The sequence below is a fragment of the Sporosarcina sp. 179-K 3D1 HS genome (assembly GCF_047228905.1).
GTDB lineage: Bacteria > Bacillota > Bacilli > Bacillales_A > Planococcaceae > Sporosarcina.
Genome location: NZ_JBFEGI010000013.1, coordinates 80,214 through 106,404, shown reverse-complemented (window position 1 = coordinate 106,404; position 26,191 = coordinate 80,214). Strand labels below are relative to the sequence as shown.

Sequence of the window (26,191 nt, the reverse complement as noted above, 5' to 3'; positions counted from 1 at the left end):
AACTCTCCATAAAAGAGAAATTCGAATAGCTCGAGTTTCTTGCTGGCATCATTTAAGATGTCAATTTCGAATCCGAATATTCATTTTGTTCCTTTCACCGACGGGGTCGGCTCCAGAACTTTATTTGTTGACGTTTTGCTGTTCAGTTTTCAAGGTTCATTTTGCCGCCTCCAAAAGCGACTTCTCTAATTTAACATCGCTGCCGGTAAGAGTCAAGAGGTTTTTCGAAAAAGTTTTTCTGACCTGCTTTCACTTTGTCTCCCAAGCGACGTTTACTATCCTAACATGCTAGCTATTAGATTGTCAACAACATTAGCGAAATAATTTTTCTACCGCTTTTCAGCAAAAACCTCCACTTTTCAAAGTGGAGGAGAATATATACAGACCGGCATTACATTTAATCATCTCTTTGCTTAACTATCCGCACGCTCGGGGCTACGCATGCAGTCAGAAGCAAGTATGCAGCTTCAGGTGTTCTTCTATAAACGCATTCGATAAATGCATTCGATGATATACAGAAAAATTCATTTCTGCCACATTGCTGCGCCGCCTGCATGCAATATTCCAAACTTGAAAATCCTACTGATCTAGCCTATTGCGGTTCACACTATACTCCCTATGAAAGATGAAATCGTTTTTCGAATCCGTTTCAAATACTTGGATCAACCCTTTTTCGACTAGGAATTCGATAAACACTTCTAAATTGATGGAGTACATTTCCAGTTCTTCATTCTCATGGAGTTCTTGAATGGTCCAGCGCTGCTGTGCCGCCATGACGGTTCTAATATGCCGGGAACCATCCAACGTCCGATTATGGATGAAAAACTCACTGGCCAAGAATAACAGCTCCAACCGTTTTTCCAAAGGTTCTTCACTCAAAATCAATTCCTCATACAACTTATAAATCGACGGATCAATTTTCTTCACCTGTGACCATACCGTAATTTCAGGGAATGATCCTTCCTCGATAACAGCCAATCTTGCGAGGTGATGAAGTGATTGAACGACATGGTGGTAAGCGTCCAAGTAGTTCCCTTGTTCAAAAAATGTTTTACCTTCCATATATCCTCTCACCAATTTCGAAAGCTCCAGTCCCATCTTTATATATCGTCCGTAGGAAGGATAAGAATGCAATGCGGTCTTCAGCTGCTCCACATACTCGTTCCGGTCAAAATACAACTTTCCGTAAAACAACCAATCGACCACTTTCCTTTTCGATCCGACCAAAACCCATTTTTGAAGTTGTTTTTCACTGATGACGTGCATAGCGGCTTTCTCTTCGCCGTCCGTATAATGTTTTGTATAAATCGGGATGTCTTCATTTGCAGTAATGATTAGTAGTATTGCGTCAAATGTATCGGTAACCGGGTCTCCAGGCATCCTTTTTTCCACCAGGATGACTCCAAGCGTATCTGGAGAACTTGCTCGCTCTTGATAGATTGACCTTAGCACCTGTTCCACTACCACACCTCCTTGCCGTTAATGTTTCGACGGTTCTCTTAAAAAATCCTTCATCTTTAAATTGATAAATAACGGAGTGATCGAAATATGTGCTATAGTAATTGAGGATATATGTAAGGAGGAAGGCTACTTGAAACCTTATAAAAATAAGATAAACCGGATCCGCTCGTTTGCCTTATCGTTAATATTTATCGGTGTAGTCATTATGTATATGGGGATCTTTTTTAAAAACAATGAGATTATCATGTTAATCTTCATGGTTCTGGGCGTGCTTGCCATCATTGCGAGCACCATTGTGTATGCGTGGATCGGCGCACTTTCCACCCGGGCGGTCCAAATCGTCTGTCCGAATTGTGGCAAACAGACTAAAATGTTGGGACGCGTCGATATGTGCGGACATTGCCGCGAACCGCTAACTTTGGATCCATCACTCGAAGGCAAGGAATTTGATGAAGCCTACAACCGTCCCGATAAAAAATAGTGTCAAATAAGAAAAGCGTCCAACCCTCAAGGGATGGACGCTTTTCTTATTTGACTGTCACATTGTCCTCAGCGCACGATGGACATGTACCGTACACTTCCAGACGATGCGTGTTCACTTTAAACCCGGTCACGTGGGAAGCGAAATGCTCCACTTCTTCCAGACCCGGATGATGAAAATCTACAATTTTCCCGCAATGCTCACAAATAATATGATAGTGATCGTGTGTCACAAAATCGAACCTACTGGACGCATCCCCATACGTAAGCTCCTTGATAAGCCCCGCATTGCGGAATACTCGAAGGTTATTATAAACGGTTGCTACACTCATGCTAGGAAAATCCTTTTCTAGCGCTTTATATATTTCATCAGCTGTCGGGTGTGACTCGGAGGAAATCAAATATTCTAAGATCGCATGTCTTTGTGGTGTAATTCTGACGCCTGTCGTTTTCAATGTGTCCAGCGCGTCTTGCAAAAGCACTTCAGACATTGCTAAACACCCCAATCCAGAAAGATTATTTCTTTATAATGATTATCAATAGTGTACTTAAGAATTGGGGTGCCTGTCAACTAAAATGCTTAATATCCCTTGAGCGGATCTACGGTATTCAGGAGATCCCGATCCCCTTTCAGCCACCTTTCCAAATTGGCTTCAAAAATCTCAAGGGACCGTTCTACATACTTACCAGAAAAACTAGAGGCATGCGGGGAAATTGAGCAATTTGGCAGAAACCATAACTCACTTTCCTCCGGCAATGGTTCCGTTTCAAAGACGTCAAGTACGGCGTGGCCAATTTCACCTGTCTTCAAAGCCTCGATCAAGTCGGCTTCGTCAAACAAATCACCGCGTCCGAAATTCATGAACACCGTCGATTCCTTCATTGCCTGGAAATACTCTTTTGTCAGCATCCCCCGTGTCTCCTGCGTGCTTGGCAAAACGGAGATGACAAAATCGGCTTTTCCCAGCCGTTCAAGCAGATGGTCAAAAACGATGGTTTCATCCATCCACTCGCTGTCCCTTCCGGACCTGTTGCAACCGATTGTCCGGACGCCGAAAGCTTGAAGTAGCCGTCCGATCTCACCCCCGATTGTACCAGGGCCAAGAATCAAGGCCGTCGCGCCTCTCAGTTCGCGGGAATATACTCTTTTATTCCACTCTTTCTTTTTCTGTCGATCATACATGAGAAACAATGATCTACGAAGGGCCAACATATAAGCGAGCACCGATTCTGCCATCGGAATCTTATGAATTCCTTGTGCATTCGTCATGAGGATCCCGCGCTCCGCGATATACGATAAAGGCATTTTTTCGATTCCCGCAGAAGCGATCATCAGCCATTCGAGGGATTTAGCTTTTTCCAAGAGCTGAATGGTAATATCATTCCCGTAGGTTACGAGGATTTCCGCTTGCGAGATTGCTTCATCCGTTTGTTCGAATTGAAAATGAACTTGCGGAAAGCGTTTCAATAAATTCTCTTTCTGATATTCCTTTACCGGAAACATAAATACAACATTCATCACCGCACCTCAGATCCCTTAGGAATTAACCAGCTGTTCCAACGTTGCCAAAGCGTCCTCGATATGTCCCTTCACTTTCACTTTACGCCACTCTTTTACAACTGTTCCAGTCGGATCAATCAGGAACGTAGAGCGCTCAATTCCCATATACTCTTTGCCGAACATCTTTTTCAACTTCCATGCCCCATACTGTTCCGCCACCTCATGGTCAGCATCAACGAGCAAGGAAAATGGAAGTCCATGCTTGCCGATGAACTTTTGGTGGGAGGTCTCGCTGTCAGGACTCACCCCAAGGATCACCGCATTCAATTCACTGAATTGCTCATGCGCATCACGAAAATCACAAGCTTGCGTCGTACAGCCAGGTGTTGAATCTTTCGGATAGAAATAAAGTATGACATATTTTTTGCCCGCAAAGTCTTCCAAAGAAACTGTCTCGCCTTTTTCGTTAGGCAGTGAAAAAGCAGGTGCCTGCATTCCTACTAATGTCGTCATTGTACATTCCTCCATCATCGTGGTTATTATAGATACAATCGTACCGGACAACGATGTCACTTTCAATTCTTTGGCGTATTGCCCTGATTTTGTTTACAATGAAGGTCGTAATGAATGGAACGGAGGCAACTAAAAAATGAATAGAACTCAATCGGAACAAGTCTATACAGAAGCATGTGAACATATTGTAGGCGGGGTGAACAGTCCATCCCGCAGCTATCGGGCGGTTGGAGGAGGAGCTCCGACCGTTATGGATCGGGCGGAAGGCGCATATTTCTGGGATGTCGACGGCAATAAATACATCGATTATTTGGCAGCATACGGACCGATCATCACAGGGCATGCACATCCTCATATTACCGAAGCAATTACGAAAGCTGCAAAAACTGGAGTCTTATATGGCACGCCAACGAAACACGAAGTGAAATTCGCGAAAATGTTGAAAGAAGCAATGCCACGTATGGATAAAGTGCGCTTTGTCAATTCAGGGACAGAGGCGGTCATGACGACAATCCGTGTCGCACGTGCCTATACGGGTCGAACTAAAATTATGAAGTTCGCCGGTTGCTACCACGGGCACTCTGATTTAGTACTCGTTGCTGCAGGTTCTGGGCCTGCTACACTAGGCACGCCCGATTCAGCAGGAGTTCCTTCATCTATTGCGCAGGAAGTAATCACTATCCCGTTCAATAATCCGGAAGCTTACCAAGAAGCGATGGAGAAATGGGGAGATGAAATTGCTTGCGTACTGGTCGAGCCGATTGTAGGAAACTTCGGCATCGTAGAACCGAAAGATGGATTCTTGCCTTTGGTCCATAAGCTGGCGGCCGACCATGGCGCTTTGATCGTTTACGATGAAGTCATCACCGCATTCCGCTTCCATTATGGCGGAGCTCAGGATCTCCTCGGATTGACACCCGATTTGACGGCTCTTGGAAAAATTATCGGAGGCGGACTACCGATCGGGGCATATGGCGGCAAGAAAGAAATCATGGAACAAGTGGCACCGCTCGGCCCTGCTTATCAAGCGGGTACGATGGCCGGAAATCCAGCCTCGATTTTGGCGGGTATTGCATGTTTGGAAGTGCTGCAGAAACCTGGCGTTTATGAGGAAATGGATCGGCTAGGGGCTTTATTGGAAGAAGGTATTCTGGAATCTGCCCGGAAACACAACATTACATTGACAACTAATCGCTTAGGCGGTGCGCTTACTTTATATTTCACCGATGTGATAGTGGAAAATTATGAACAAGCGGAAGCAACGGATGGTGAAGTATTCGGGAAGTTTTTCAAGCTGATGTTGAAAAACGGAGTCAATCTCGCTCCTTCCAAATATGAAGCGTGGTTCTTGACGACAGCTCATACTGAACAAGATATTCAAGATACTTTACTCGCGGTGGATCATTCATTCAGCGAACTGGGCCGCATATTCAATAATTGACCATTTATCAAGACAAAGGTAAAGTAACAGAAAATAGGAACTTACTACTGATATGAAAGAATAGGATACACGGGGTCTCTTCAAGTTAGGAATTCGTGTATCTCTAAACCTTTATTAGAAAGGAATAATTGCATGAAATTAGGTGCCCGCATCTTTAAAACGGGCGTTGCCATTGTGTTCGCTCTGTTTGTAGCGGATTTACTTCAATTATCCCATCCCGTTTTTGCTGGGATTGCTGCGATCTTTGCCATCCAGCCGTCGATTTACCGTTCGTATTTGACTATCATCGAGCAAATTCAAGGAAATATTATAGGCGCAGCTATCGCCATTTTGTTCGTTCTTTTATTTGGACACCAGCTTCTTATCGTCGGTCTCGCTGCGGTTATCATCATCTTGATCATGTTGAAGCTGGGATTGGAAAAGAACATTTCCTTGGCACTCGTCATGATGATTGCCATTATGGAAATACAGGGTGAAGATTTCTTAGTATTTGCAATGCAACGATTTATCACGATTGTCATCGGAGTGTTAGCTGCGTTTACCGTCAACTTGGTGTTCATGCCTCCTAAATATGAAACCAAGCTTTTTCAATCCATTCACCAAACACAGGACGAGATCATCCGGTGGACCCGTTTGGCCGGGAGGCAAGTATCCGAGCACATCGCTACGAAAAAGTCGCTTAATAAATTGAAAGAGCGTCTCACGCAAGTCGATCAATTTTACCTATTGTTTAAAGAAGAACGCAGCTATTTCAAAAGAAACACAAGGGAAAAAGGCAGGAAACTGGTCATCTACCGCCAAATGCTTGCCACTTCCAGAAGTAGTTACGATGTGCTGAAACGATTGCACCAGTTTGAAAATGAACTTATCAATTTGCCTGAGCATTTCAGAATGATGGTCCAAGAACGTCTAGACGCTCTTCTGACTTACCACGAGCAACTGCATTTGAAGTTTGTAGGCAAGTTGAAGTCGGAGCGTACGAGTATCAGTCCAAACGAAGAATACATCCAACGCCATGAGGTTATGGAAATTTTCGCAAAAGAAATTGCCATTACGAAAGAGGAAGAAGAATTTTCTGCCTACCATCTTCTCCATATCTTATCGGCTATCCTGAATTACGAAGAGCAGTTGGAACACCTTGACAAGCTGATCATTTCGTATCAGAAGCATCATCATAAGGAATCGGAAATCGAGTGGGATGAAGAAGTGTATTAAACCAAAAAACCTGGAGACGGATGATCACCGCTTCCAGGTTTTTATTAATTTTTCATCCGCGGATCAAGCGCATCCCGCAATCCATCTCCCATCAAATTGAAACCGAGTACGGTCAGCATGATTGCCATGCCCGGGAACACCATCGTCCATGGGGCCGTTTGAAGATAGTTTTTCGAATCGGCCAGCATCTTTCCCCACTCAGGTGCTGGCGCCTGTGCGCCGAGACCCAGGAATCCTAGTGCAGCCGCCTCCAAAATAGCTGTCGCAATCGCCAATGTGCCTTGGACGATGACAGGAGCCATGGAATTCGGCAGTATATGGGAAAACAAAATCCTCCCATCTTTCATCCCAATACCTCTCGCCGCCGTAATATACTCATCTTCTTTGATACTTAACACTTTTGATCGGATCAATCGTCCGAAATTCGGCACATTAATAATCGCGATGGCAATTAAGGCGTTCTGTAAGTTCGGGCCAAGCACGGAAACAATCGCAATCGCGAGCAAAATAGATGGAAATGCCAGCATAATATCAAAAATCCTGGATATGATCGTATCCACCCAACGACCATAATATCCCGCAATTATTCCCAGTGCACTACCGACCACAACCGATCCCACGACTGAAAAGAATCCGACCCAGAGTGAAATACGTGCACCATGAATGACTCTGGACAAAATATCCCTGCCCAGGTCATCCGTCCCCAGCCAGTACTCGGACGACGGGGGAAGGAGACGATCAGCCAGAACTTGATCATTGATCCCTTCTTTAGCTATCAGTGGTCCGAATATGGCAAGCAATATGAAGAAGATGACAATACCGGCTCCGACGACTGCCACTTTACTTTTTTTGAATCCGTTCCACGCCTCGCTCCACGGCCCGGCAGTTTTGCTACTAATTTGCGCTTCCGCAATCCCGTCCACTTTCGGAGTTAACTCAGTCATAGATGCCTCCCCCTCTCCTTAGTCATATTTAATCCTCGGATCAATTAAGCCATATAACAGATCGACAATCAGATTAATCATCACGAAGAAAAACGCTACGATGAGAATGCCGGATTGGATGACCGGATAATCCCTATAACCGATAGCATCGTATATATATCGACCAATTCCCGGCCACGCAAAAATCGTCTCCGTCAAAATTGCTCCGCCCAACAGCATCCCCATCTGCAATCCGACAACAGTCAATACAGGAATGACTGCATTTTTCAAGGCATGCTTATAGACAACCCAGAACATTTTTTGCCCTTTAGCCCGAGCGGTCCGGACATAATCGGATCGCATCACTTCGAGCATACTTGATCTAGTCATCCGTGCAATAATTGCCATTGGAATCGTCGCTAGGGCCAATCCAGGCAAAATCAAATGCTTGAGCACCACTCCCAATTGGTCGAAGCGGCCTTGTAAAATCGTGTCCAGCACATAGAGGTTCGTAATAGCATTCACCGGATCCCTCACCTGTTCCCTCCCAGTGACAGGCAACCAGGAGAGTTCCAAAGCGAACACCCATTGCCCCATGAGTCCTAACCAAAATATCGGCATCGATACACCGATCAGAGCGAAAATCATAGCCCCATAATCAAACCACGAGTTCTGAAACCACGCAGAGATGATTCCAGCGTTTATGCCAATCACAACCGCAATTATAATAGCAAATAAAGTAAGCTCGAATGTCGCTGCCAGATAGGGCCAAATTTCATCTGCGACAGGCATGCGGGTCCTCATTGATTCTCCAAAGTCACCGGTCAAGAGGCCTCCGAGGTATTTGAAATACTGGATATACCAAGGAGTATCCAGCCCTAGCTTGACGGTTAACGCTTCCACCGCCTCTTTGGTCGCTTGCTGCCCGAGTATGATTTGGGCCGGATTTCCCGGAATTGCACGGATAATCATGAAAACAACAAATGTCATTCCTAGAAGGACCGGAATGAGTTGCAACAACCTCTTCCCAACGTAGTTGAGCATCGCGTTCACCTCTCCAACTCTGAAATCCACTTGGCTATGTAACCTTTGTATGAAAGGAAAAAGGGAGAGATCCTCCCGGGCTCTCCCTTTCCTTCTATCACTTAAACTCTACATTTGATAGTAGATCAGATCCTGTTGGGTGCGGTTTAAGTCCTGTCAATTCCTTCACTCCGCCAAGCAAAGGAGTCGAGTGGGCCAATGGAACCCAAGGAGCTTCCTCATGGATAATTTCTTGAGCTTTCTTATACAATTCAATACGCTTCTCTTCATCGACTTCCGTCTGTGCCTCTATGAAAATATCGTGAAGTTCATCGTTTTTATAGTACGTGTAGTTGTTGCTTCCTATATTGTCTTCATCTAGAAGGACATACAGGAAGTTATCCGGGTCTCCGTTGTCCCCAGTCCAGCCTAGCATGAAAGCATCGGCATCCCCTTTACTTGCAAGCTCGAGATAAGTTCCCCACTCGTGGGAGACGATTTTAGCCGTAATACCGATATCCGCAAGATTTTTTTGGATGACCTCCGCCACTTTCATACCATCCGGCATATAAGGACGAGGAACTGGCATTGCCCACAGCTCCATCTCGAAACCGTCTGCAAGTCCTGCTGCCGCAAGAAGCTCTTTCGCTTTTTCCGGGTTATACTCGTATGGCTCAATGTCATCGTTATAACCGGAAATGGATGGTGGCATCGGGTTTTTCGCGATATCCGCGCGGCCTTCGAAGAAAGAATCGATGATCGCTTGTTTATCGATCGCATAGTTCAGTGCCTGACGCACTTCTTTCTTATCAAACGGAGGGCGTGTTACAGTCATGCCCAAGTATCCGACGTTCATGGAAGGACGTTCGAACAATTGCAGTTTTTCATCGTTTTCGATTTTGACGCCATCTGATGGGTTGATGCCGTCAGCCAAGTCGATTCCTCCCGACAATAGCTCGTTCAGACGGGCCGAGTTATCAGGAATGGAACGGAAGATGACTTTATCAAGCTTCGGTAGTCCTTCTTGCCAATAGTCTTCAAATTTTTCGATCGTAATCGTTTCATTCGGTCTCCACTCAACGAACTTGAATGGACCTGTTCCGACCGGGTTCCTTTCAAACTGGTCATCGCCCTGTTCGAAAGCTGTCGGGCTTGCGATTGCAAACATATCCATTGCAATATTTTTCAGGAATGGTGCTTGTGCGCGCTTTAATTTGAAGACAACCGTGTAATCGCTATCAGCAGTAACCGATTCGATAATATGTCCTTCATCGCCTTTGAAACCTCCGAACATGGAGTTGTAATACGGGAATGTATCCGCATCTCCATTCGCCCAGCGTTCAAAGTTCTTCACAACCGCTTCCGCATTAAAATCAGAACCATCATGGAATTTGACGCCTTCACGCAATTTGAACGTGTACGTCAACCCATCTTCACTCGGCTCCCACTCTGTCGCAAGGCCCGGTTGGATGGATGTATCCTGTTCACCGAAGTTCAATAGCGTTTCGTAAATATTCTTCGTTACCTTGAATGTTTCCCCTTCTGTCGTTCTCGATGGATCGAGAGATGTGGAATCTCCACCGCGGCCAAAGACCAATGTCTTATTGACATTTTCATTGCCTGCTCCCTCATTCTTCTTTGTTTCTTCGCCAGTGCCGCCATCTTTTTCCGACTCGTTCGTCGTCCCACTATTCGAACACGCCGCCAAGGCTGTCGATAGAGCGAGGATAAGCATCATGGCAAATAACCAAAATTTGTTTTTCTTCATTTTGACCCCTCCATCTGATTTATATCAAACGTCGCTTGAATCGCCATATAGGTGACAGGCGACAGAATGACCCGAACTATGCTCCCTTAGCTTTGGAACCGCTTTCACGCAAATGTCCATTCGATGTGGGCATCGTGTATGAAAGGTGCACCCTGTCGGTGGATCCGCTGGATTCGGAATATCCCCTTCCAGGAGAATCTGTTCTTTCTTGAAGTCCGGCTCTGGAACCGGAACTGCCGACAAAAGCGCCTGCGTATATGGATGAAGCGCTTTCAAATATAGCTGTTCACTATCCGCGATTTCGACCAGTTTACCGAGATACATTACGCCGACACGGTCGCTAATATGCCGAACAACCCCTAGATCATGAGCAATAAAGATGTAGGTGAGATTGAACTCTTTTTGTAAATCCTGCATCAAATTCAAGACTTGTGCTTGAATGGAAACGTCCAATGCCGACACAGGCTCGTCCGCAATGATCAGTTTCGGATTCGTCATCAACGCCCGAGCGATTCCAATCCGTTGCCTTTGACCGCCACTGAATTGATGCGGGTACCTTTTGGCATGATATTCACTTAAACCGACAATCTCCAAAAACTCATTCACTTTCTTTTTCCGTTCCTTCGAATCCCCTATCCCATGAACAATAAGCGGTTCCTCCAGAATTTTTCCAACCGTATGCCGTGGATTCAGCGAGGCGTATGGATCTTGGAACACCATTTGGATATCCCGTCTCATTTTCCGCATTTCCTCAGTCGTCAATGAAGTGAGTTCTTTCCCTTGGAACTCGACTTTTCCATCTGTTGGCTCTAGCAGACGCATGAGCATTCGCCCCGTCGTCGACTTTCCGCAGCCCGACTCACCGACAATCCCCAAGGTCTCTCCCTCGTTCACATAAAAAGATACGTCATCAACCGCTTTCACCTGTCCAACAGTCCGAGCGAGCAGTCCCTCTTGGATCGGGAAATACTTCTTTAATCCTTCAACTTTTAACAAGGGTTTTGTTTCCATTCATGTCTGCCCCCTCTCTGTCGAATAAGAAACAACGTGTCTGATGATCATCCGAAGTTTCATACAGGGCAGGATTCTCCTTCAGGCAACGATCGAACGCGAATTCACATCGGGCGGCAAACCTACAACCATGCCTGATTGACCCAGGTCTCGGCACATTTCCCGGGATGGAATACAATCGGTCCTTCTTAAACCTCATATCTGGAACCGATTGAATCAGCCCTTTCGTGTAAGGGTGCTGAGGATCCTCAAATAACTTCCTGACCGGAGCCTCTTCGATAATCTGGCCTGCATACATGACAATGACCCGTTCACAAGTTTCCGCTACAACGCCAAGGTCATGGGTGATAAGAAGAACGGCCGTTCCTAATCTAGTGTTCAGCTCTTTCATCAGCTTCATGATTTGTGCTTGAATCGTGACATCCAAGGCTGTTGTCGGCTCATCCGCTATCAACACCTTCGGATTGCAAACAAGTGCCATGGCAATCATCACCCGTTGCCTCATCCCACCGGATAGCTGATGCGGATAGTCATTCATAAGCTCGGTGGCTCTTGGCAACCCAACCAGATTTAGCATCTCGACCGCCCGTGTAACCGCTTTCTTTTTTGACAAGCCCCTCTCATGGATCCGGATCGCTTCCGTCATCTGATTTCCGATTGTAAAAAGAGGGTTCAACGATGTCATCGGCTCTTGGAAAATCATAGCGATGTCATTGCCTCTGATTTGCCTCATTTGCTTCTCGTTCAACTTCAATAAATCCTTGTTTCCATACAGGATTTCTCCGCCCACAATTTTACCAGGAGGTTTGGGGACAAGACCCATGATGGATAAGGAAGTGACACTTTTTCCACAACCCGATTCCCCCACAATACCGAGAACTTCCCCTTCTTTCAGATGGAAATCGATGTGATCTACAGCCGGTATTTCCCCTGAATCCGTGAAAAAGGTTGTCTGTAAATCATTCACTTGGAGGATTGTTTTTCTTCCATCCATCGAATCACCTTTTCTTAATATTTTTAATTATTTTTGAAGGTATTCACTATTATACAATTAATTGGTGCAAAGGCAACACATTTTAGCAGATTAATATTATCCTAGTAACACATTACTATAGAACCAATGAAGAAGCATTTTCTGGCATATGACCATCATTTGTAGCTAGCTGCCTTGCCTTGCAATACAAATAAAAAAATGCCACGGATAGAATATCACTCCGTGGCGAATTTTGTAGTATTTTGAAATAGTTTTATTAATTAATCTCCTAGCATCTGCACTTGGAACAAGCTATGATAGATTCCATCTTTTCTCATCAGTTCTTCATGATTCCCACTTTCCACTAGTTTCCCGCCGTCAATGACAAATATTTTGTCAGCATGGGTAATTGTCGATAATCGATGAGCTACGATCAACGTCGTCCGATCATGGACGAGCCGGTCGAGTGAATCCTGGATGAGTGCCTCGCTTTCTAAGTCAAGGGCAGATGTCGCTTCGTCCAAGATGAGCAGTGGAGGGTTTTTCAAGAACACCCGGGCAATTGCAATCCGCTGCTTTTGGCCTCCCGACAACTTGACCCCTCGCTCCCCGACTTTCGTATTGTATCCTTCCGGTAAGGATTCGATGAAATCATGGGCGTTCGCGGCTTTAGCCGCCGCGATGACTTCGTCGTGGGTTGCACCAGGGTTCCCCATTAAAATATTGCTTTCGACAGAATCGCTGAATAGAATGGTGTCCTGCATGACGATGCCGATTTGGTCGCGCAATGATTTTATTTTCACATCGCGGACATCAAAGCCGTCTATCCTGATCGCCCCGGAAGAGACATCATAAAATCTCGGTATGAGACTGACAATGGTCGATTTTCCTCCTCCGCTCATTCCGACGAATGCCACCGTTTCACCCGGATTGACTACGAAGTCAATATCCTTCAAAACGGTTTGTCCCTCCTCTTCATATGCAAAACTCACTTTGTCAAATTCGACTTTCCCGTTCAACGGCGGCATTTCTTCGGCATTTTTCTGATCCACAATATCGTACTTTTCTTCCATTAATTCAAACACGCGGTCCATCGATGCAAATGACTGCGTCAGTGTAGTGGAGGAATTGACGAGACGTCGGAGCGGATTGTATAACCGCTCGATATAAGCGATAAAAGCGACCATTACTCCGACAGACAGATTTTCATTGATCACTTGGTACCCTGCATAGGCGATAACGAGCAACGGGGCTACATCGGTTATCGTATTCACGACAGCGAATGCTTTAGCATTCCATTTCGTATGATCGATCGCCTTTTCAAGAAAGTCACCATTCGTCTCATCAAACCGCTCTTGCTCCTTTTGTTCCAGAGCAAAGCTTTTGATGACGCTGACTCCTGCTACCCGTTCATGCAAATAACTTTGCACATTCGCGAGCGCTTGGGATCGCTTGCGTGTCAGCTCCCGCAATTTCCCGAAAAAATGCTTCACGCTGAATGCATAGAAAGGGAAAGCAAGCAAAGTCACGAGCGTTAGCGGCACATCCAACGTCAACATGATGATAATCGCGATAATAATAGTGGCCAAGTCCAACCAAACATTCATGAGACCGATCATGACAAAATTCTTTGTCTGCTCCACATCATTGATGACCCGGGAAATCACTTCACCCGCCCGCGTGTTGGAATAATAACGCAAACTCAATTTCTGCAGATGGCTATAAAGCTCTTGGCGGATATCATATAAAATTTTATTGCTCACATACTGTGCATAATATTGCCGATAATATTCGACAGGCGGGCGAAGGATGAAAAATACCAACATCGTCCCACCAAGCCAGTAAAATAACTGCCGGGTCATCTGTTCCTTCGTCAATGTATCTGAGCCGATAATATCATCAATGACAATCTTCATCAGCAAAGGTATGAATAAAGGGATAGCGAATTTTACGATACCGATGATGATTGTCAATATGATTTGCCAATTATATGGCTTTACAAATTTCAGATATCTCCTCACACTGTCTCCCATGGAAGGCCTCCTATCGAAAAAAGCCCACCGCGTCTATTCGCAGTCAGGCTTTTCACTTATTGTTATGAACCTGTTTATAAAAATGGTAGCGCGAAGTCCAGACGTTGATAAAATCAGGAGCAAACGGTCCCCTGCGCTGTTCGATCCACCGAATGAGCGTATCAAGATTCCTTTGCAAAATCTGATCGATTACATCAGGGTATCCCATCTCTTTTTTATGATCCGCATATTCGTCTTCATCCAAGATAATATAAGTCATGTCCGGAAACACTTTCACATCCAGATCGTAATCAATGTATTTAAGTGATAAGTTATCATAGACGAATGGCGAACTCATATTAACATAATAATACACGCCGTCTTCTCTCAACATACAAATAATATTGAACCAATGTTCCGCGTGGAAATAGCAGATAGAAGGTTCCCGGGTCAACCACGTCCGGCCATCCGCTTCTGTCACCAATGTACGCTCGTTCCCCCCGATGACAATATTCCGGGTGCCTTTCAAGACTAATGTCTCTTGCCAGACCCGATGGATGCTGCCGTTATGCTTGTAGCTATGTACTTGTATTGTTTCCCCTACCGGTGCAATCGCCATGCCTATTACCCACCTTTTTCCGTCTAGCCTCCACCTCTGCTAACCAATCGAACAGCGAATCGGACTGCGCAGGGTCCGATTTGCCGTATTTCCGCGCTTTTTGCGGAAATTAAGGCACAACTTTTAGTGTTCGATTTGCCTTAATTTCTGCGCTCTTTGCAGAAATTAAGGCACTGCTTTCTAAAAGCGCGCCACGCCGTATCTTCGCCTTATGCCTGTCGCCCACAGGATGTGGGTCATGCAGTCGTCGCGACACGATATCGCGCACTTAGACTGCGAACCTCTACTGCAGGCGCCCTACGCTTTTGTGCCGTCTAGGCTTCGGGCGCCAGAGAATTGAACAGCGAAGGGTTCGATTTGCCGTATTTCTGCGTCCTTTGCAGAAATTAAGGCACCTCCGGGGTCATAAGTCAAAGCTGCTCTGTGGCAAAAAGCGCCACGCTGCATCTTCGCCTTATGCCTGAGGCCCACAGGATGTGGGTCATGCAGTCGTCGCGACACGATGTCGCGCACTGAGACTGCAAACCTCTACTGCAGGCGCCCTGCGCTTTTGTTATTACCGGAAAGTTTTGGACTATTTTATCCATTCATTATATCAGCAGAACGTGCAAATTTAAAATTATTCGGCCCTGCCTTCGTAAAAATCCCCAAATAGAAACCGGCAGAAGCGTTATGCTCCTGCCGGCCGGTGATGTTCATCCACTTATTTTGTTCCGAATCGCCCTGCATTGCCAGAATTTTGTTGCTTCTTCGCTTCCGACTGTTGGTTTTGCTGTCTGACCTGATTTACATCAGTTTCAGAAGCAAATTCCTCAGTCATTGCATTCGGCTGCGCGGAAAGCTGGTTTTGTTTACGTACTTGCTGCGCATTTGTTTGGTTCGGTTTTTTTGTCATGGATTTTCACCTCCGTGGTCAATAGAATGTGCACAGAGGTTTTTTTTATTCAGTAAAATTTAACCATTTTTATCGCATGACGTCCTGCGTTGCATCCCAAATCATATTGATTGGCTTTGATTTGGGCAGCTGCATAACCTCATCGTCGGAAAAAAATTGAAAGCCTTCCGGAGGTGAGTCCATCTTCCGAATCCTTGCATAGTAACTATCCATTTCCCACGTAATGTGGGAAAAGACATGCTTGAATGACAACAATTCCTGTAAATCCTCCACTTGAAGATCCATTGATTCGTTTAATAATTTAGCCGGCTTAAGGCCTTCCTTATTTTCAATTAAAGGAAATTCCCACATACTTGCGAGCAATCCTTTATCCGGACGCTTCCTAAGCAGCCATTTCCCCTCCTCATTTTGCAAAGCAAATGCGGTCAAAGGAATGACTTGCATTTTGGTTTTTTTCGTTTTGATCGGCAGCTCTTCTTGTCGCCCTTCCTGGAACCCAGCGCAAAACTCACGTACCGGGCAAAGAAGACACCTCGGTCTCGGTATGCAAATAGTTGCCCCTAACTCCATGAGCGCTTGATTGAAAGAGGATGGATCTTCTTGGTCGATTAAGTCCATGACAACTTCTTCAAATATTTTCCGTGTTTTAGGTAAGGCAATATCTTCTTCAATTAAGCAAATCCGGGACAAAACACGCATCACATTGCCGTCGACTGCATGCTCGGGAACTCCGTAAGCGATACTGAGCACGGCGCCTGCTGTGTAGGGACCGACTCCTTTTAATGTAGAAATCTCTTTGCGGGTTGCTGGCACTTCTCCTCCGTATTTCTCCAAAACCTCTCGGACACCCGTTTGTAAATTTCGAGCGCGCGAGTAATAGCCGAGTCCTTCCCACATTTTCAGCAGTTCCTCTTCCTCTGCATCCGCTAGCGCTTCCATGGTAGGATATGTTTTAATGAACCGTTCATAATAAGGAATGACCGTTTCCACTCTAGTTTGTTGCAACATCACTTCCGAAACCCATATGTAGTAGGGATCTCTCGTCTTCCTCCATGGCATTTCCCTTTTTTCCTCGTGATACCATGTCAATAGGGATTTGCGAAATATGTCTTTTTGTTCAATGAAGTGCATGTTTTCCTCCTTGCCAACTATGCTTAACGTTGACCGTAAGCGGGTAATTAAGTATATAATCAAAATAAGTGACACACTTAGAATATTCATCCCACGCTTGTATGCTTACAAGCGAAAGGAGTGATTGTTTTGGACACAGGAACACATGTCGTCATGGGAATGGCTCTAGGCGGACTTGCCCTTGCTGATCCGGTCGTGGCGGGTGATACATCAACATGGAGCGCCGTTGCAGCAGGTGTCCTGATCGGCTCATTAATACCAGATATTGACACGGTATTGAAACTGAGAAACAACGCAGTTTATATACGCCATCACCGAGGTATCACCCATTCCATACCGGCCGTGCTGTTATGGCCGCTTGTCATTTCCATTGTATTATCGTTTCTTATTCCGGAGGCGGCTTTCATCCACCTATGGGCATGGACTTTCCTTGCCGTCTTTCTGCATGTCTTCGTTGACATCTTCAACGCCTATGGAACACAAGCCTTGCGTCCGTTTTCTCAAATGTGGGTTGCCATCGGGGTGATCAACACCTTTGATCCCATCATTTTCGGACTGCATGTTGTAGCCCTGTTGACATGGTGGCTTGGGGCCGATCCGGTCGTAACGGTATTAATATTATATGTTGTCATCTTCTTTTATTACCTGCTGCGGTTTGCTACGAAATCAGCCGTGAAACAAGCGGTCCTGCATACAGTCCCGAACGCGACCGAAGTTATTATCGCACCGACCATCCGGTTTTTCCAGTGGAGAGTCGCTGCCTCTTCAGAAACCCATCATTATGTGGGACGCGCCTACGGAAGATCCATCACCATTTATGACCGTTTTGAAAGGGTCCCGATGCCGGACTCCCCGCAAATTAAAGCGGCGATGAAAGATGAGAACATCAAGGCTTTCGTCTCCTTCTCATCCATTTATCGATGGTCCGTCGCCAATATCGGGGACTTATGCGAAGTGCGCCTCATTGATTTGCGCTACCGGAGCAAAGGCTATTATCCATTTGTAGCCGTGGCGCATGTGGATGAAGAAATGAATATCGTAAATTCCTACACAGGTTGGATATTCTCCGAGGATAAGCTGATGAAGAAATTGAAATTTGTCCCTAACTCTTAATCAAAAGCGCAGGGCGCCTAGACGTTAAAAGGACTGTCCTGGATGGGCAGTCCTTTTCGTGAAGGAGGAGACGCTCATAACTTTCTTCAAGCACTCATAAAAATCGATTCAGGCTCATATTTTTAAAGAACCACTTATAAAATCCGGCGTGCGTCCATATTTCGTCACAGGCGCTTATATCGGCAGAAAACCGCTCATATTTCATAACATGCGCCCATTAGGCAAGTTCGCACAACTATCCGCCTATCATTTCCCCTCTTTCACCGGCTTCAACATCGCAACCGGCAAAGCTTCCACCGCTTGCTCGCCGCCCAGGCGGTAGCCCCAAGCGAAACGCCCTTTTAAATAATCTACGTGGAAATAAACCCCTTCATCACCTTCTATCCGGTAAAGCTCTCCCGGTTCGATCGTTTTGAGATCGACTAAATAAGATTGCGCCATCACCACTTTCCTTTGATGGACGGCAAATTCATTAATCATCCCGAGCTGCTCCGCTTTTCTCGCTTTCTCCCGCAAATTGGCAATTTCCGTGCGCAATTCATGTTCGGTCATTTCACTATAATTTTTATTGTTCTCCATCTTCTTCAAGCTCCTTCTTATCAATGAATCGGTCAATCAAGTCGAGTGGAATTCCTTTTTGATACATCGTTTGCTTCACTCGGTTTCTCCGTTGCCTACCGCTGTATTTCGAACTCTGCCTCCGCCATGCCTTCTCGCCGACCGACTCGAGGATAGAATCCCATTCATCCTCTTCCCGTTCAAAATTAACGGAGGCTAGTGCTTGCTTAATAATATCAAATGAATACCCTTTGCGGAGTAAAGCGTTTTGGATTTTTTGTTTTAATTGGACCGGAGTGACGGAACGGTTCGCCTCTGCTGCCTTTGTCGCCAGCTTCGTCGCAATCCGAACCTGTTCTTCCTCCGAATAGCCTTCGAGCACCTTTTCCTGCAACTCTTTTCCAATTCCCTTCTTCCTAAATTCCTGCTGGATGGCCCGAGGACCCTTACTGGAAGTTTTAATTTGCGTTTGCAATAATGCTTCCGAAAAGGACTCGTCATCGAGAAATCCGAGACGCTTCAATTTTACAATGGCTTCTAGGACGACCGCCTCCCCATAACCGGAGTCCAGTAACTTCTTTTTCACTTCAAACTCACTGCGCATACGAAAACCGAGATAATGCAAAGCACGGTTGAAAGCCTTTTGGATCTCGTCTTCGTACACCATTTCATCAATGGACCATTCCTCCAGGGACATGCCTTTCGTTAAGCCGAACTTCACTAAAACGGACTCATGGACACTGAAAGCATATTTCTCGTCGAGGAAAATATTGTATCTCTCGCCATCTTTCTTCTGTTGTGTTATTTTCGTAATAACAGACATGAATCAAGACCTCCCCACTTTCTATCAGTATACATGTTCTATCAATATCATTCAGTTAACTCGTTCGGAGAAGGAAATGGAGGGCGATAGGATGAAAATCGTCATTGCAGGAGGTTCCGGTTTCATTGGAACGGAATTAACAAATCTTTTGCTGCAAGAAGGTCATGAAGTCATCATCTTAACGAGGCGAGCAAAAGAATCAGATGGTCGGCTTTCGTATGTAGAGTGGCTACATAGCGAAGCTACACCGGAAAAGGAGATCGGGACTGCCGATGCCTTCGTCAATCTTGCCGGCGTTTCCATCAACAACGGGCGCTGGACGGAAGAACATCAACAACAGATCTATGAAAGCAGGATGACCGCAACGGATGAGCTATTACGGATCATCCACGAACTACCGCAAAAACCTTCCGTCTTGGTCAATGCGAGCGCCATCGGCATTTATCCTGCATCAGAAACAGTCTTCTATACGGAAACATCTGATGAAGTGGCACCTGATTTCCTTGGGCAGACTGTTAGGGACTGGGAGAACAAAGCATCAAGCGTAAAAGAGATTGGCGTACGTACCGTATTTACAAGGTTTGGAGTCGTCTTAGGGAAGGATGAAGGCGCACTGCCTCTCATGGTCTTGCCGTACCGGTTGTTCGCAGGCGGAAAAGTCGGTTCCGGTAGACAATGGTTGTCTTGGGTTCACGTCACGGACGTGGCCAGGGCGATGGCCTTTGCAATTGCCCAGGAAGGGATTCAGGGTCCGGTCAATGTCACCTCCCCTTTCCCGAAACGGATGGACGACTTCGGCAAGACCATAGGCGAGACGTTAACACGGCCCCATTGGCTGCCCGTCCCTTCATTTGCAATGAAAATGGCATTAGGAAAGAAAAGTGCACTCGTTCTGGAAGGGCAGCATGTCCTCCCGGAAGTTCTCCAGCAAAATGGGTTTACATTCAAATTTCCATTACTAAAAGACGCCCTCCAAAATCTCTTACATGAGTGATGTATAAATGAGACTTTATTGCGCATCCTACCGAAAAAAGGAAGGTGCGTTTTTTCATGATGAAAAGCCATGGGACAGGCATACTGTTGGCCGTTACTATCGCCATAACTGGTCTTATCCTGAATCCATTCTCTGCTAAAGCGGAGGAATTTCATTGGGGATTCAAAAAAGCTACAAACGGCATTCCGCCGAATGCAGGCGCCACGTTGGATGCGCTTCTGGATAAGCACGGAGCCATTTATAAAGGGAAATCCGAAGAGAAAATCGCATATTTAACGTTTGATAACGGATACGAAAACGGCTATACGGAAAGCATTTTAGATACGTTGAAAAGAGAGGACGTCCCTGCGACATTCTTCTTAACGGGGCATTATCTAAAAAGCGCCACACCGCTTGTAAAAAGGATGATCGCCGAAGGACATGGAATTGGTAATCATTCGTATGATCACCCGAACATGGCGAATTTATCAGAAATGCGGATGGAAGAAGAATGGACGAAGTTTGACGACTTGCTTCGCGAGTTGACCGGTTTGAAACGGACGGTCTATGCACGGCCGCCCGAAGGGGTTTTCAATGAGAAACTATTGGCTAAAGGAAATGAACTTGGATATCGTCATATCTTCTGGTCTATCGCTTTTATTGACTGGCATGCCAACAAACCTCGTGGTCGCGACTATGCTTACAACGAATTAATGACCCAGCTCCATCCAGGCGCTGTCATTTTAATGCACACTGTGTCCCCTGATAATGCGGAAGCTTTGCCTTCCTTTATACAGGATGCGAAAAAAGCGGGCTATACGTTCCGTTCATTGGATGATCTCGTGTTGGAATATGAAAATGTGAATACCCGTTTTTGGTGAGCCCGATTCCATCGGTTCCACTCTCCCTCCTGATTAAGGTATAATTTGAACAGAGGAGGTGGTGCAAGATGAAATTCGAAATGACTGAAAATGCGTTCGAAACATCGACATCATTTGGAAAACTGACGATATCGGGCAATGAAGAATACGGGTTCAGACCTTATCAACTATTGGTTTCCTCACTGGCTGTCTGCAGTGGAGGCGTTCTGCGGAAAGTGTTGGAAAAAATGAGGATGGCTCCTGACCATATTACAATTGAAGTGAAAGATGTCGTCCGCAATAAAGACATGGCAGACAGACTGGAGAAAGTCCATATCCACTTCATCATCAGCGGAGCGGAAATCGTCGAGGCCAAAATGGCGAGAGCGATGGAATTGACAAAGAAAAACTGTTCGATGGTCCAATCCGTTATCGATTCCATTGAAGTTGTCGAAACATTTGAATTAAAAAAATGACAAAAAAGACCCGGTCCATATCCGTCTTAGAATGGCCGGGTCTTCATGTATTCACATTACCTTCATTATTCAATTTCATTGGCATTGTTCGTAGTTGTCTTGAAGTATTGCTACCTCAGACGTTTACGGATCCCCTCCTTTTTCATCAGGATTCGATTCGTCCCTACTCTTGCCCTCCTTTTCTAATTGGATTACCTGTATCCTAACATACTATTTTTATTTTGTAAACATTCTGTTAAGTTAAATTATTAATTAATTCGAAAGTCCTGCTAGACTGCATTGAAAAAACAACGTATTTCGTATACGATTGAGACGATGAAAAGAGGTGTTAGGATGCCGAACCTACCAACGAATAATCAAATCGAGGAAGTGAAAAATAGGCTTCAACATTTCCTCATAACGCTAGATCAAATCGAGCCGGAAACGACCGACCTCCAAGAGATCGACCGATTGATCGGAATGATTGATGATCTCGAAGAACAGATGGAAAAAATTAAAACAGATAAGTGAATTTCACTAGGGGGAAATTAGAGATGTACATAGAAGCAATCGAAAAAAGCATGTATGACCTCATTTGCGAAACGTCCACGAACCTACCAAAAGACGTCAGACAGAAGATCCGTGCTGCTAAAGAGCAGGAAGACGCGGGTACACGGGCGGCAATGAGCTTGGATACAATTGCAAAAAATATCAATATGGCGGATGAAAAACTCTCTCCAATCTGCCAAGATACCGGTTTGCCAACTTTCAAAATCAAAACACCGATCGGCGTCAATCAACTTGAAATCAAAGCGGCCATCAAACGCGCAATCGTCCAAGCGACAAAGGATGGTAAACTTCGCCCGAACTCCGTCGATTCCTTGACCGGGGATAATAGCGGGGACAACCTCGGCATCGGATTGCCCGTCATTAAATTTGAACAGTGGGAAGAAGATCATATCGAAGTGAAACTCATCCTAAAGGGCGGCGGCTGTGAGAATAAAAACATCCAGTATAGCTTGCCGACAGAACTGGAAGGCCTGGGCCGTGCCGGACGCGATTTGGACGGAATCCGCAAATGCATCCTCCACTCCGTTTACCAAGCACAAGGGCAAGGCTGCTCTGCGGGTTTCATTGGCGTAGGAATTGGTGGAGACCGGTCTTCCGGTTACGACCTTGCAAAAGAACAACTATTCCGTGAAGTGGATGATGTCAATCCGAACGAGCAATTGGCGGAATTGGAACAGTATATAATGGAAACAGCGAATACGCTCGGCATCGGCACAATGGGATTCGGAGGAGAAGCGACCCTCCTCGGCTGTAAAATTGGCGTCATGCACCGGATCCCTGCAAGCTTCTACGTATCAGTCGCGTATAACTGCTGGGCCTACCGCCGAATGGCTGTCGATATTGATGCCAATACGGGAGGAATTACGGGATGGCATTACAATGACGGAGAAAAAATTGCCTTTGATCAAGAAGCGGCTCCTGTCACAACAAGCCAATCTTCCCGTACAGTTGAATTGACCGCGCCGATTTCGGAAGCGCAAATCCGTGAATTGAAAGTGGGAGACGTTGTTAAAATTAGTGGCCGCATCTACACTGGCCGGGATGCTATCCACAAACACCTTTCAGAAAACGATTCACCTGTGGATCTGGACGGTCAAATCATTTATCACTGCGGTCCGGTTGTCTTGAAAAACGAAGATGGTAGCTATGAAATCAAAGCAGCGGGACCGACGACTTCCGCCCGTGAAGAACCTTACCAAGGCGACATTATGAAGAAATTCGGCGTCCGCGCTGTCATCGGAAAAGGCGGCATGGGACCGAAAACTTTAGCAGCACTTGAAGAGCACGGCGGCGTCTACCTGAACGCAATCGGCGGGGCCGCACAATATTACGCGGACTGCATCAAAGAAGTGGAAGGCGTTGATCTTCTTCAATTTGGTATTCCAGAAGCGATGTGGCATCTGCGCGTGGAAGACTTCACTGCGGTCGTCACCATGGACTCCCATGGCAACAGCCTGCATGCCGATGTGGATAAAACATCTCTTGAAAAACTCTCACAACATAAAGAGAAAGTATTTAGCTAATCCTGTCCCTATAACGGAGCTTTCCGTTATAGGGTTTTTTATATCTCATAGAATGAGTGCAACCGGGCATACCCTCATGCCGTACTAAAATACCTTGAGACAAACTTCCACATCCTCCTGGAAAGCCTAGACATCCTGCCGAGACTGCTATGCTCCACCCCCTCCTAGCAATCTCCCAAATCGATGGAATAATTATGTAGTTCAGAGGGAAGCATATTAGTACTCATTCCTTTCAGAGCATGCTATAATCCAGTTAATAATTATTCTAATTTTAAAGAGGTTATATTCTTGTGTCTTATAGTCGATTCCACCTTACTGGAATCGACTATAGAACTTTATTCAGACATTTGAAAGTGAATCTCATTCTCAATTAGGAGGGATCAAATGATAAACTATGCTGAACGTCAGGAGAAGGAACCTATCAACTGGGGTTCCCATATCGAGTTAATTGCCGCAATTGTATCCGGGATACTAATTGTGCTAGCCTGGCTGATTGGAAAAAACGGAGTGGAGACGGCTTCCGTTACCCTGTATATCATTGCATTTTTAATCGGTGGATTTGCCAAAGCCAAAGAAGGCATCGAAGAAACGGTTAAAAACAAAGAATTGAATGTTGAAATGCTTATGGTTTTTGCGGCTATCGGTTCTGCCATGATCGGCTATTGGGCTGAGGGTGCCATTCTGATCTTCATTTTCGCATTGAGCGGAGCACTGGAGACTTATACGTTAAATAAAAGCCATAAAGAGATTTCTGCGCTAATGGAACTTCAACCTGAAGAAGCATGGCTTGTCCAGGATGACGGTTCCGAAATGAAAGTGCCGACTTCTTCCTTGGTAGTGGGCTCTGTCTTAGCCGTTAGACCAGGGGAACGAATTCCGGTGGATGGTAACATAATTAGCGGGGCAACGGCAATCGACATGTCTGCCATTAATGGAGAATCCATTCCTGTAACGAAGGAAAGCGGGGATGAACTGTTTGCGGGCACTGTCAACTTAAGCGGCGCGATCCGGATGGAAATGACAAAACCGAGCTCGGAAACACTATTCCAAAAAATCATTACGATGGTCCAGAGCGCCCAAAGTGAAAAATCACCATCCCAGCAATTTATTGAACGTTTTGAAGGCACGTATGTAAAAGTCGTGCTGATCACCGTTTTCGTCATGATGTTCCTGCCCCATTTCATCTTCGGGTGGGATTGGACGACAACAATTTATCGCGCCATCGTCCTGCTTGTCGTTGCCTCTCCTTGTGCCTTGGTTGCTTCCATCATGCCCGCAACATTGGCTGCCGTATCGAATGGAGCGAAACGCGGAGTCCTCTTCAAGGGGGGAATCCACTTGGAACATTTGGGCTCCCTTACAACAATCGCCTTCGACAAAACGGGAACGTTGACCAACGGAACACCTGTCGTAACGGATTTCTTGGTTCGTGACGGAGTGGAAGTAAACGAAGCATTGTCCATCTTTGCAAGTATCGAATCCCAATCGAATCACCCGCTCGCTTTGGCAATTACAAAATACGCCAATGAAAAAGGAGTCAATTATGAACGACACATCCAGATGGAAGATGTGCCTGGCCATGGTATTAAAGCATACATGGAAGACCGTGAGCTGCGGGTCGGAAATCCGAGATTCATTGGCCAAAACTTGGCGGACGCTTTCCAGCAAGGAGCGGCTATCGATTTATTGAATGAAGGAAAAACAGTTATATTTCTAAGAGATGAACAAGGAATCATGGCAGCTGCAGCTTTCAAAGATACATTGCGCAAAGAGGCAGTGGAAGCGATTAAACATTTGAAAGATGCGGGAATCCATACCATCATGCTAACAGGGGACAACGAGAAGACAGCCGCCGCAATCGCAAAAGAGTCTGGCATTGAATCATTTGTCGCTGAATGCCTACCTGAGATGAAGGTTGAAAAATTGAAAGAGCTGTTGGCAGAATATAAGTACGTCGGAATGGTTGGAGATGGTATAAACGACGCTCCCGCCTTGGCAACCGCCACATCTGGCATCGCTATGGGGGAAGGGACCGATGTCGCTTTGGAAACAGCCGATGTCGTCTTGATGCAGAATGATTTGACCCGCATCGCTTACGCTACCAAGTTATCACGGAAAATGCAGCGAATCGTCAAGCAGAATATCTTCTTCTCGATTGCAGTAATTATCGTATTAATCATCTCCAACTTCATGCAGGTCGTCGATTTGCCTCTGGGTGTCATTGGACACGAAGGGAGCACCATCCTCGTCATTTTAAATGGGTTGCGGATGCTGAATCAAGTGGATTGACTGGGAAAATGACGGGAAGAGGGACTCTTCCCTACTCTCGTGATTGGAGTCATACAAAAAA

The 26,191-nt window shown here is 45.7% G+C and carries 25 protein-coding genes; 10 read left to right on the top strand and 15 right to left on the bottom strand.

Translation table 11 applies throughout. From position 1 onward, the window contains the following. Window positions 1-579 precede the first annotated feature (579 nt). Window positions 580-1,461 (bottom strand): nucleotidyltransferase-like protein, encoded by an 882-nt coding sequence (locus AB1K83_RS15460; RefSeq protein WP_413059115.1) that lies wholly within the window; start codon window positions 1,459-1,461, stop codon window positions 580-582. A 130-nt stretch (window positions 1,462-1,591) separates the two neighbouring features. Here AB1K83_RS15460 and AB1K83_RS15455 point away from each other — a divergent pair, with 130 nt between their 5' ends. Then, window positions 1,592-1,942 carry a YgzB family protein gene (locus AB1K83_RS15455; protein ID WP_413059114.1) on the top strand — a complete coding sequence of 117 codons (351 nt, stop codon included), beginning with the start codon at window positions 1,592-1,594 and terminating at the stop codon, window positions 1,940-1,942. A 46-nt stretch (window positions 1,943-1,988) separates the two neighbouring features. Here the strand turns inward: AB1K83_RS15455 and perR are convergent, their stop codons facing one another. From perR to bcp, 3 genes are all read right to left on the bottom strand, one after another. Next, the gene (perR, locus tag AB1K83_RS15450) at window positions 1,989-2,432 is read right to left on the bottom strand and encodes a peroxide-responsive transcriptional repressor PerR (protein ID WP_413059113.1); all 444 of its coding nucleotides are present in this window, start codon (window positions 2,430-2,432) and stop codon (window positions 1,989-1,991) included. An 89-nt stretch (window positions 2,433-2,521) separates the two neighbouring features. Then, complete coding sequence (locus tag AB1K83_RS15445; protein ID WP_413059112.1) at window positions 2,522-3,460, bottom strand: D-2-hydroxyacid dehydrogenase; 939 nt, start codon at window positions 3,458-3,460, stop codon at window positions 2,522-2,524. Between the two features lie 18 nt (window positions 3,461-3,478). After that, window positions 3,479-3,955 (bottom strand): thioredoxin-dependent thiol peroxidase, encoded by a 477-nt coding sequence (gene bcp, locus AB1K83_RS15440; protein ID WP_413059111.1) that lies wholly within the window; start codon window positions 3,953-3,955, stop codon window positions 3,479-3,481. Window positions 3,956-4,091: 136 nt separating this feature from the next. On the opposite strand from bcp, the gene AB1K83_RS15435 reads away from it, so the two are divergent. Both AB1K83_RS15435 and AB1K83_RS15430 read left to right on the top strand, forming a co-directional pair. Further along, the gene (locus AB1K83_RS15435) at window positions 4,092-5,396 is read left to right on the top strand and encodes a glutamate-1-semialdehyde 2,1-aminomutase (protein WP_413059110.1); all 1,305 of its coding nucleotides are present in this window, start codon (window positions 4,092-4,094) and stop codon (window positions 5,394-5,396) included. Between the two features lie 132 nt (window positions 5,397-5,528). Then, complete coding sequence (locus tag AB1K83_RS15430; protein ID WP_413059109.1) at window positions 5,529-6,611, top strand: FUSC family protein; 1,083 nt, start codon at window positions 5,529-5,531, stop codon at window positions 6,609-6,611. Between the two features lie 44 nt (window positions 6,612-6,655). Here AB1K83_RS15430 and nikC read toward each other — a convergent pair whose 3' ends face one another. The 9 genes from nikC to mutY all read right to left on the bottom strand — a co-directional run bounded on the left by nikC (window position 6,656) and on the right by mutY (window position 16,966). After that, on the bottom strand, window positions 6,656-7,555 hold the full coding sequence (gene nikC / locus AB1K83_RS15425) for a nickel transporter permease (RefSeq protein WP_413059108.1): 900 nt from the start codon (window positions 7,553-7,555) through the stop codon (window positions 6,656-6,658). An 18-nt stretch (window positions 7,556-7,573) separates the two neighbouring features. Then, window positions 7,574-8,578, bottom strand: a complete 1,005-nt coding sequence (locus AB1K83_RS15420) for an ABC transporter permease (RefSeq protein ID WP_413059107.1) — start codon at window positions 8,576-8,578, stop codon at window positions 7,574-7,576. A 97-nt stretch (window positions 8,579-8,675) separates the two neighbouring features. Next, entirely contained in the window at window positions 8,676-10,325 is a 1,650-nt protein-coding gene (locus tag AB1K83_RS15415) for an ABC transporter substrate-binding protein (protein ID WP_413059106.1), read from the bottom strand. Window positions 10,326-10,349: 24 nt separating this feature from the next. Beyond that, a complete protein-coding gene (locus tag AB1K83_RS15410) occupies window positions 10,350-11,336 on the bottom strand; it encodes an ABC transporter ATP-binding protein (protein ID WP_413059105.1) in 987 nt (328 codons plus the stop codon). Beyond that, window positions 11,308-12,330: an ABC transporter ATP-binding protein gene (locus AB1K83_RS15405; protein WP_413059104.1), complete on the bottom strand. Its 1,023-nt coding sequence runs from the start codon at window positions 12,328-12,330 to the stop codon at window positions 11,308-11,310. Before AB1K83_RS15405 ends, AB1K83_RS15410 begins: the two co-directional genes overlap by 29 nt. A 260-nt stretch (window positions 12,331-12,590) precedes the next feature. Then, window positions 12,591-14,342, bottom strand: coding sequence for an ABC transporter ATP-binding protein (locus AB1K83_RS15400; RefSeq protein ID WP_413059103.1), 1,752 nt, complete (start codon window positions 14,340-14,342; stop codon window positions 12,591-12,593). A 52-nt stretch (window positions 14,343-14,394) separates the two neighbouring features. Then, the gene (locus tag AB1K83_RS15395) at window positions 14,395-14,940 is read right to left on the bottom strand and encodes a DUF402 domain-containing protein (RefSeq protein WP_413059102.1); all 546 of its coding nucleotides are present in this window, start codon (window positions 14,938-14,940) and stop codon (window positions 14,395-14,397) included. 703 nt (window positions 14,941-15,643) lie between these two features. Further along, entirely contained in the window at window positions 15,644-15,835 is a 192-nt protein-coding gene (locus AB1K83_RS15390; protein WP_413059101.1) for a gamma-type small acid-soluble spore protein, read from the bottom strand. Window positions 15,836-15,904: 69 nt separating this feature from the next. After that, the gene (mutY, locus tag AB1K83_RS15385) at window positions 15,905-16,966 is read right to left on the bottom strand and encodes an A/G-specific adenine glycosylase (protein WP_413059100.1); all 1,062 of its coding nucleotides are present in this window, start codon (window positions 16,964-16,966) and stop codon (window positions 15,905-15,907) included. 129 nt (window positions 16,967-17,095) lie between these two features. Between mutY and AB1K83_RS15380 the strand changes: the two genes are divergently transcribed. Next, window positions 17,096-18,079: a metal-dependent hydrolase gene (locus AB1K83_RS15380; protein WP_413059099.1), complete on the top strand. Its 984-nt coding sequence runs from the start codon at window positions 17,096-17,098 to the stop codon at window positions 18,077-18,079. A 246-nt stretch (window positions 18,080-18,325) separates the two neighbouring features. On the opposite strand, the gene AB1K83_RS15375 is transcribed toward AB1K83_RS15380, so the two are convergent. Continuing rightward, window positions 18,326-18,658, bottom strand: a complete 333-nt coding sequence (locus tag AB1K83_RS15375; protein WP_413059098.1) for a YfhH family protein — start codon at window positions 18,656-18,658, stop codon at window positions 18,326-18,328. Then, window positions 18,645-19,460: a recombination regulator RecX gene (recX, locus tag AB1K83_RS15370; protein ID WP_413059097.1), complete on the bottom strand. Its 816-nt coding sequence runs from the start codon at window positions 19,458-19,460 to the stop codon at window positions 18,645-18,647. Before recX ends, AB1K83_RS15375 begins: the two co-directional genes overlap by 14 nt. Before the next feature lie 91 nt (window positions 19,461-19,551). On the opposite strand from recX, the gene AB1K83_RS15365 reads away from it, so the two are divergent. From AB1K83_RS15365 to AB1K83_RS15340, 6 genes are all read left to right on the top strand, one after another. Then, window positions 19,552-20,454, top strand: a complete 903-nt coding sequence (locus tag AB1K83_RS15365; protein ID WP_413059096.1) for a TIGR01777 family oxidoreductase — start codon at window positions 19,552-19,554, stop codon at window positions 20,452-20,454. A gap of 59 nt (window positions 20,455-20,513) precedes the next feature. Then, complete coding sequence (locus AB1K83_RS15360) at window positions 20,514-21,314, top strand: polysaccharide deacetylase family protein (RefSeq protein ID WP_413059121.1); 801 nt, start codon at window positions 20,514-20,516, stop codon at window positions 21,312-21,314. A gap of 68 nt (window positions 21,315-21,382) precedes the next feature. Next, window positions 21,383-21,769: an OsmC family protein gene (locus tag AB1K83_RS15355; RefSeq protein WP_413059095.1), complete on the top strand. Its 387-nt coding sequence runs from the start codon at window positions 21,383-21,385 to the stop codon at window positions 21,767-21,769. A 333-nt stretch (window positions 21,770-22,102) separates the two neighbouring features. Continuing rightward, the gene (locus AB1K83_RS15350; protein ID WP_413059094.1) at window positions 22,103-22,279 is read left to right on the top strand and encodes an SE1561 family protein; all 177 of its coding nucleotides are present in this window, start codon (window positions 22,103-22,105) and stop codon (window positions 22,277-22,279) included. Window positions 22,280-22,302: 23 nt separating this feature from the next. Further along, window positions 22,303-23,841 carry a fumarate hydratase gene (locus AB1K83_RS15345; RefSeq protein ID WP_413059093.1) on the top strand — a complete coding sequence of 513 codons (1,539 nt, stop codon included), beginning with the start codon at window positions 22,303-22,305 and terminating at the stop codon, window positions 23,839-23,841. Between the two features lie 384 nt (window positions 23,842-24,225). Next, window positions 24,226-26,130, top strand: a complete 1,905-nt coding sequence (locus AB1K83_RS15340; RefSeq protein ID WP_413059092.1) for a heavy metal translocating P-type ATPase — start codon at window positions 24,226-24,228, stop codon at window positions 26,128-26,130. Window positions 26,131-26,191: the final 61 nt, after the last annotated feature.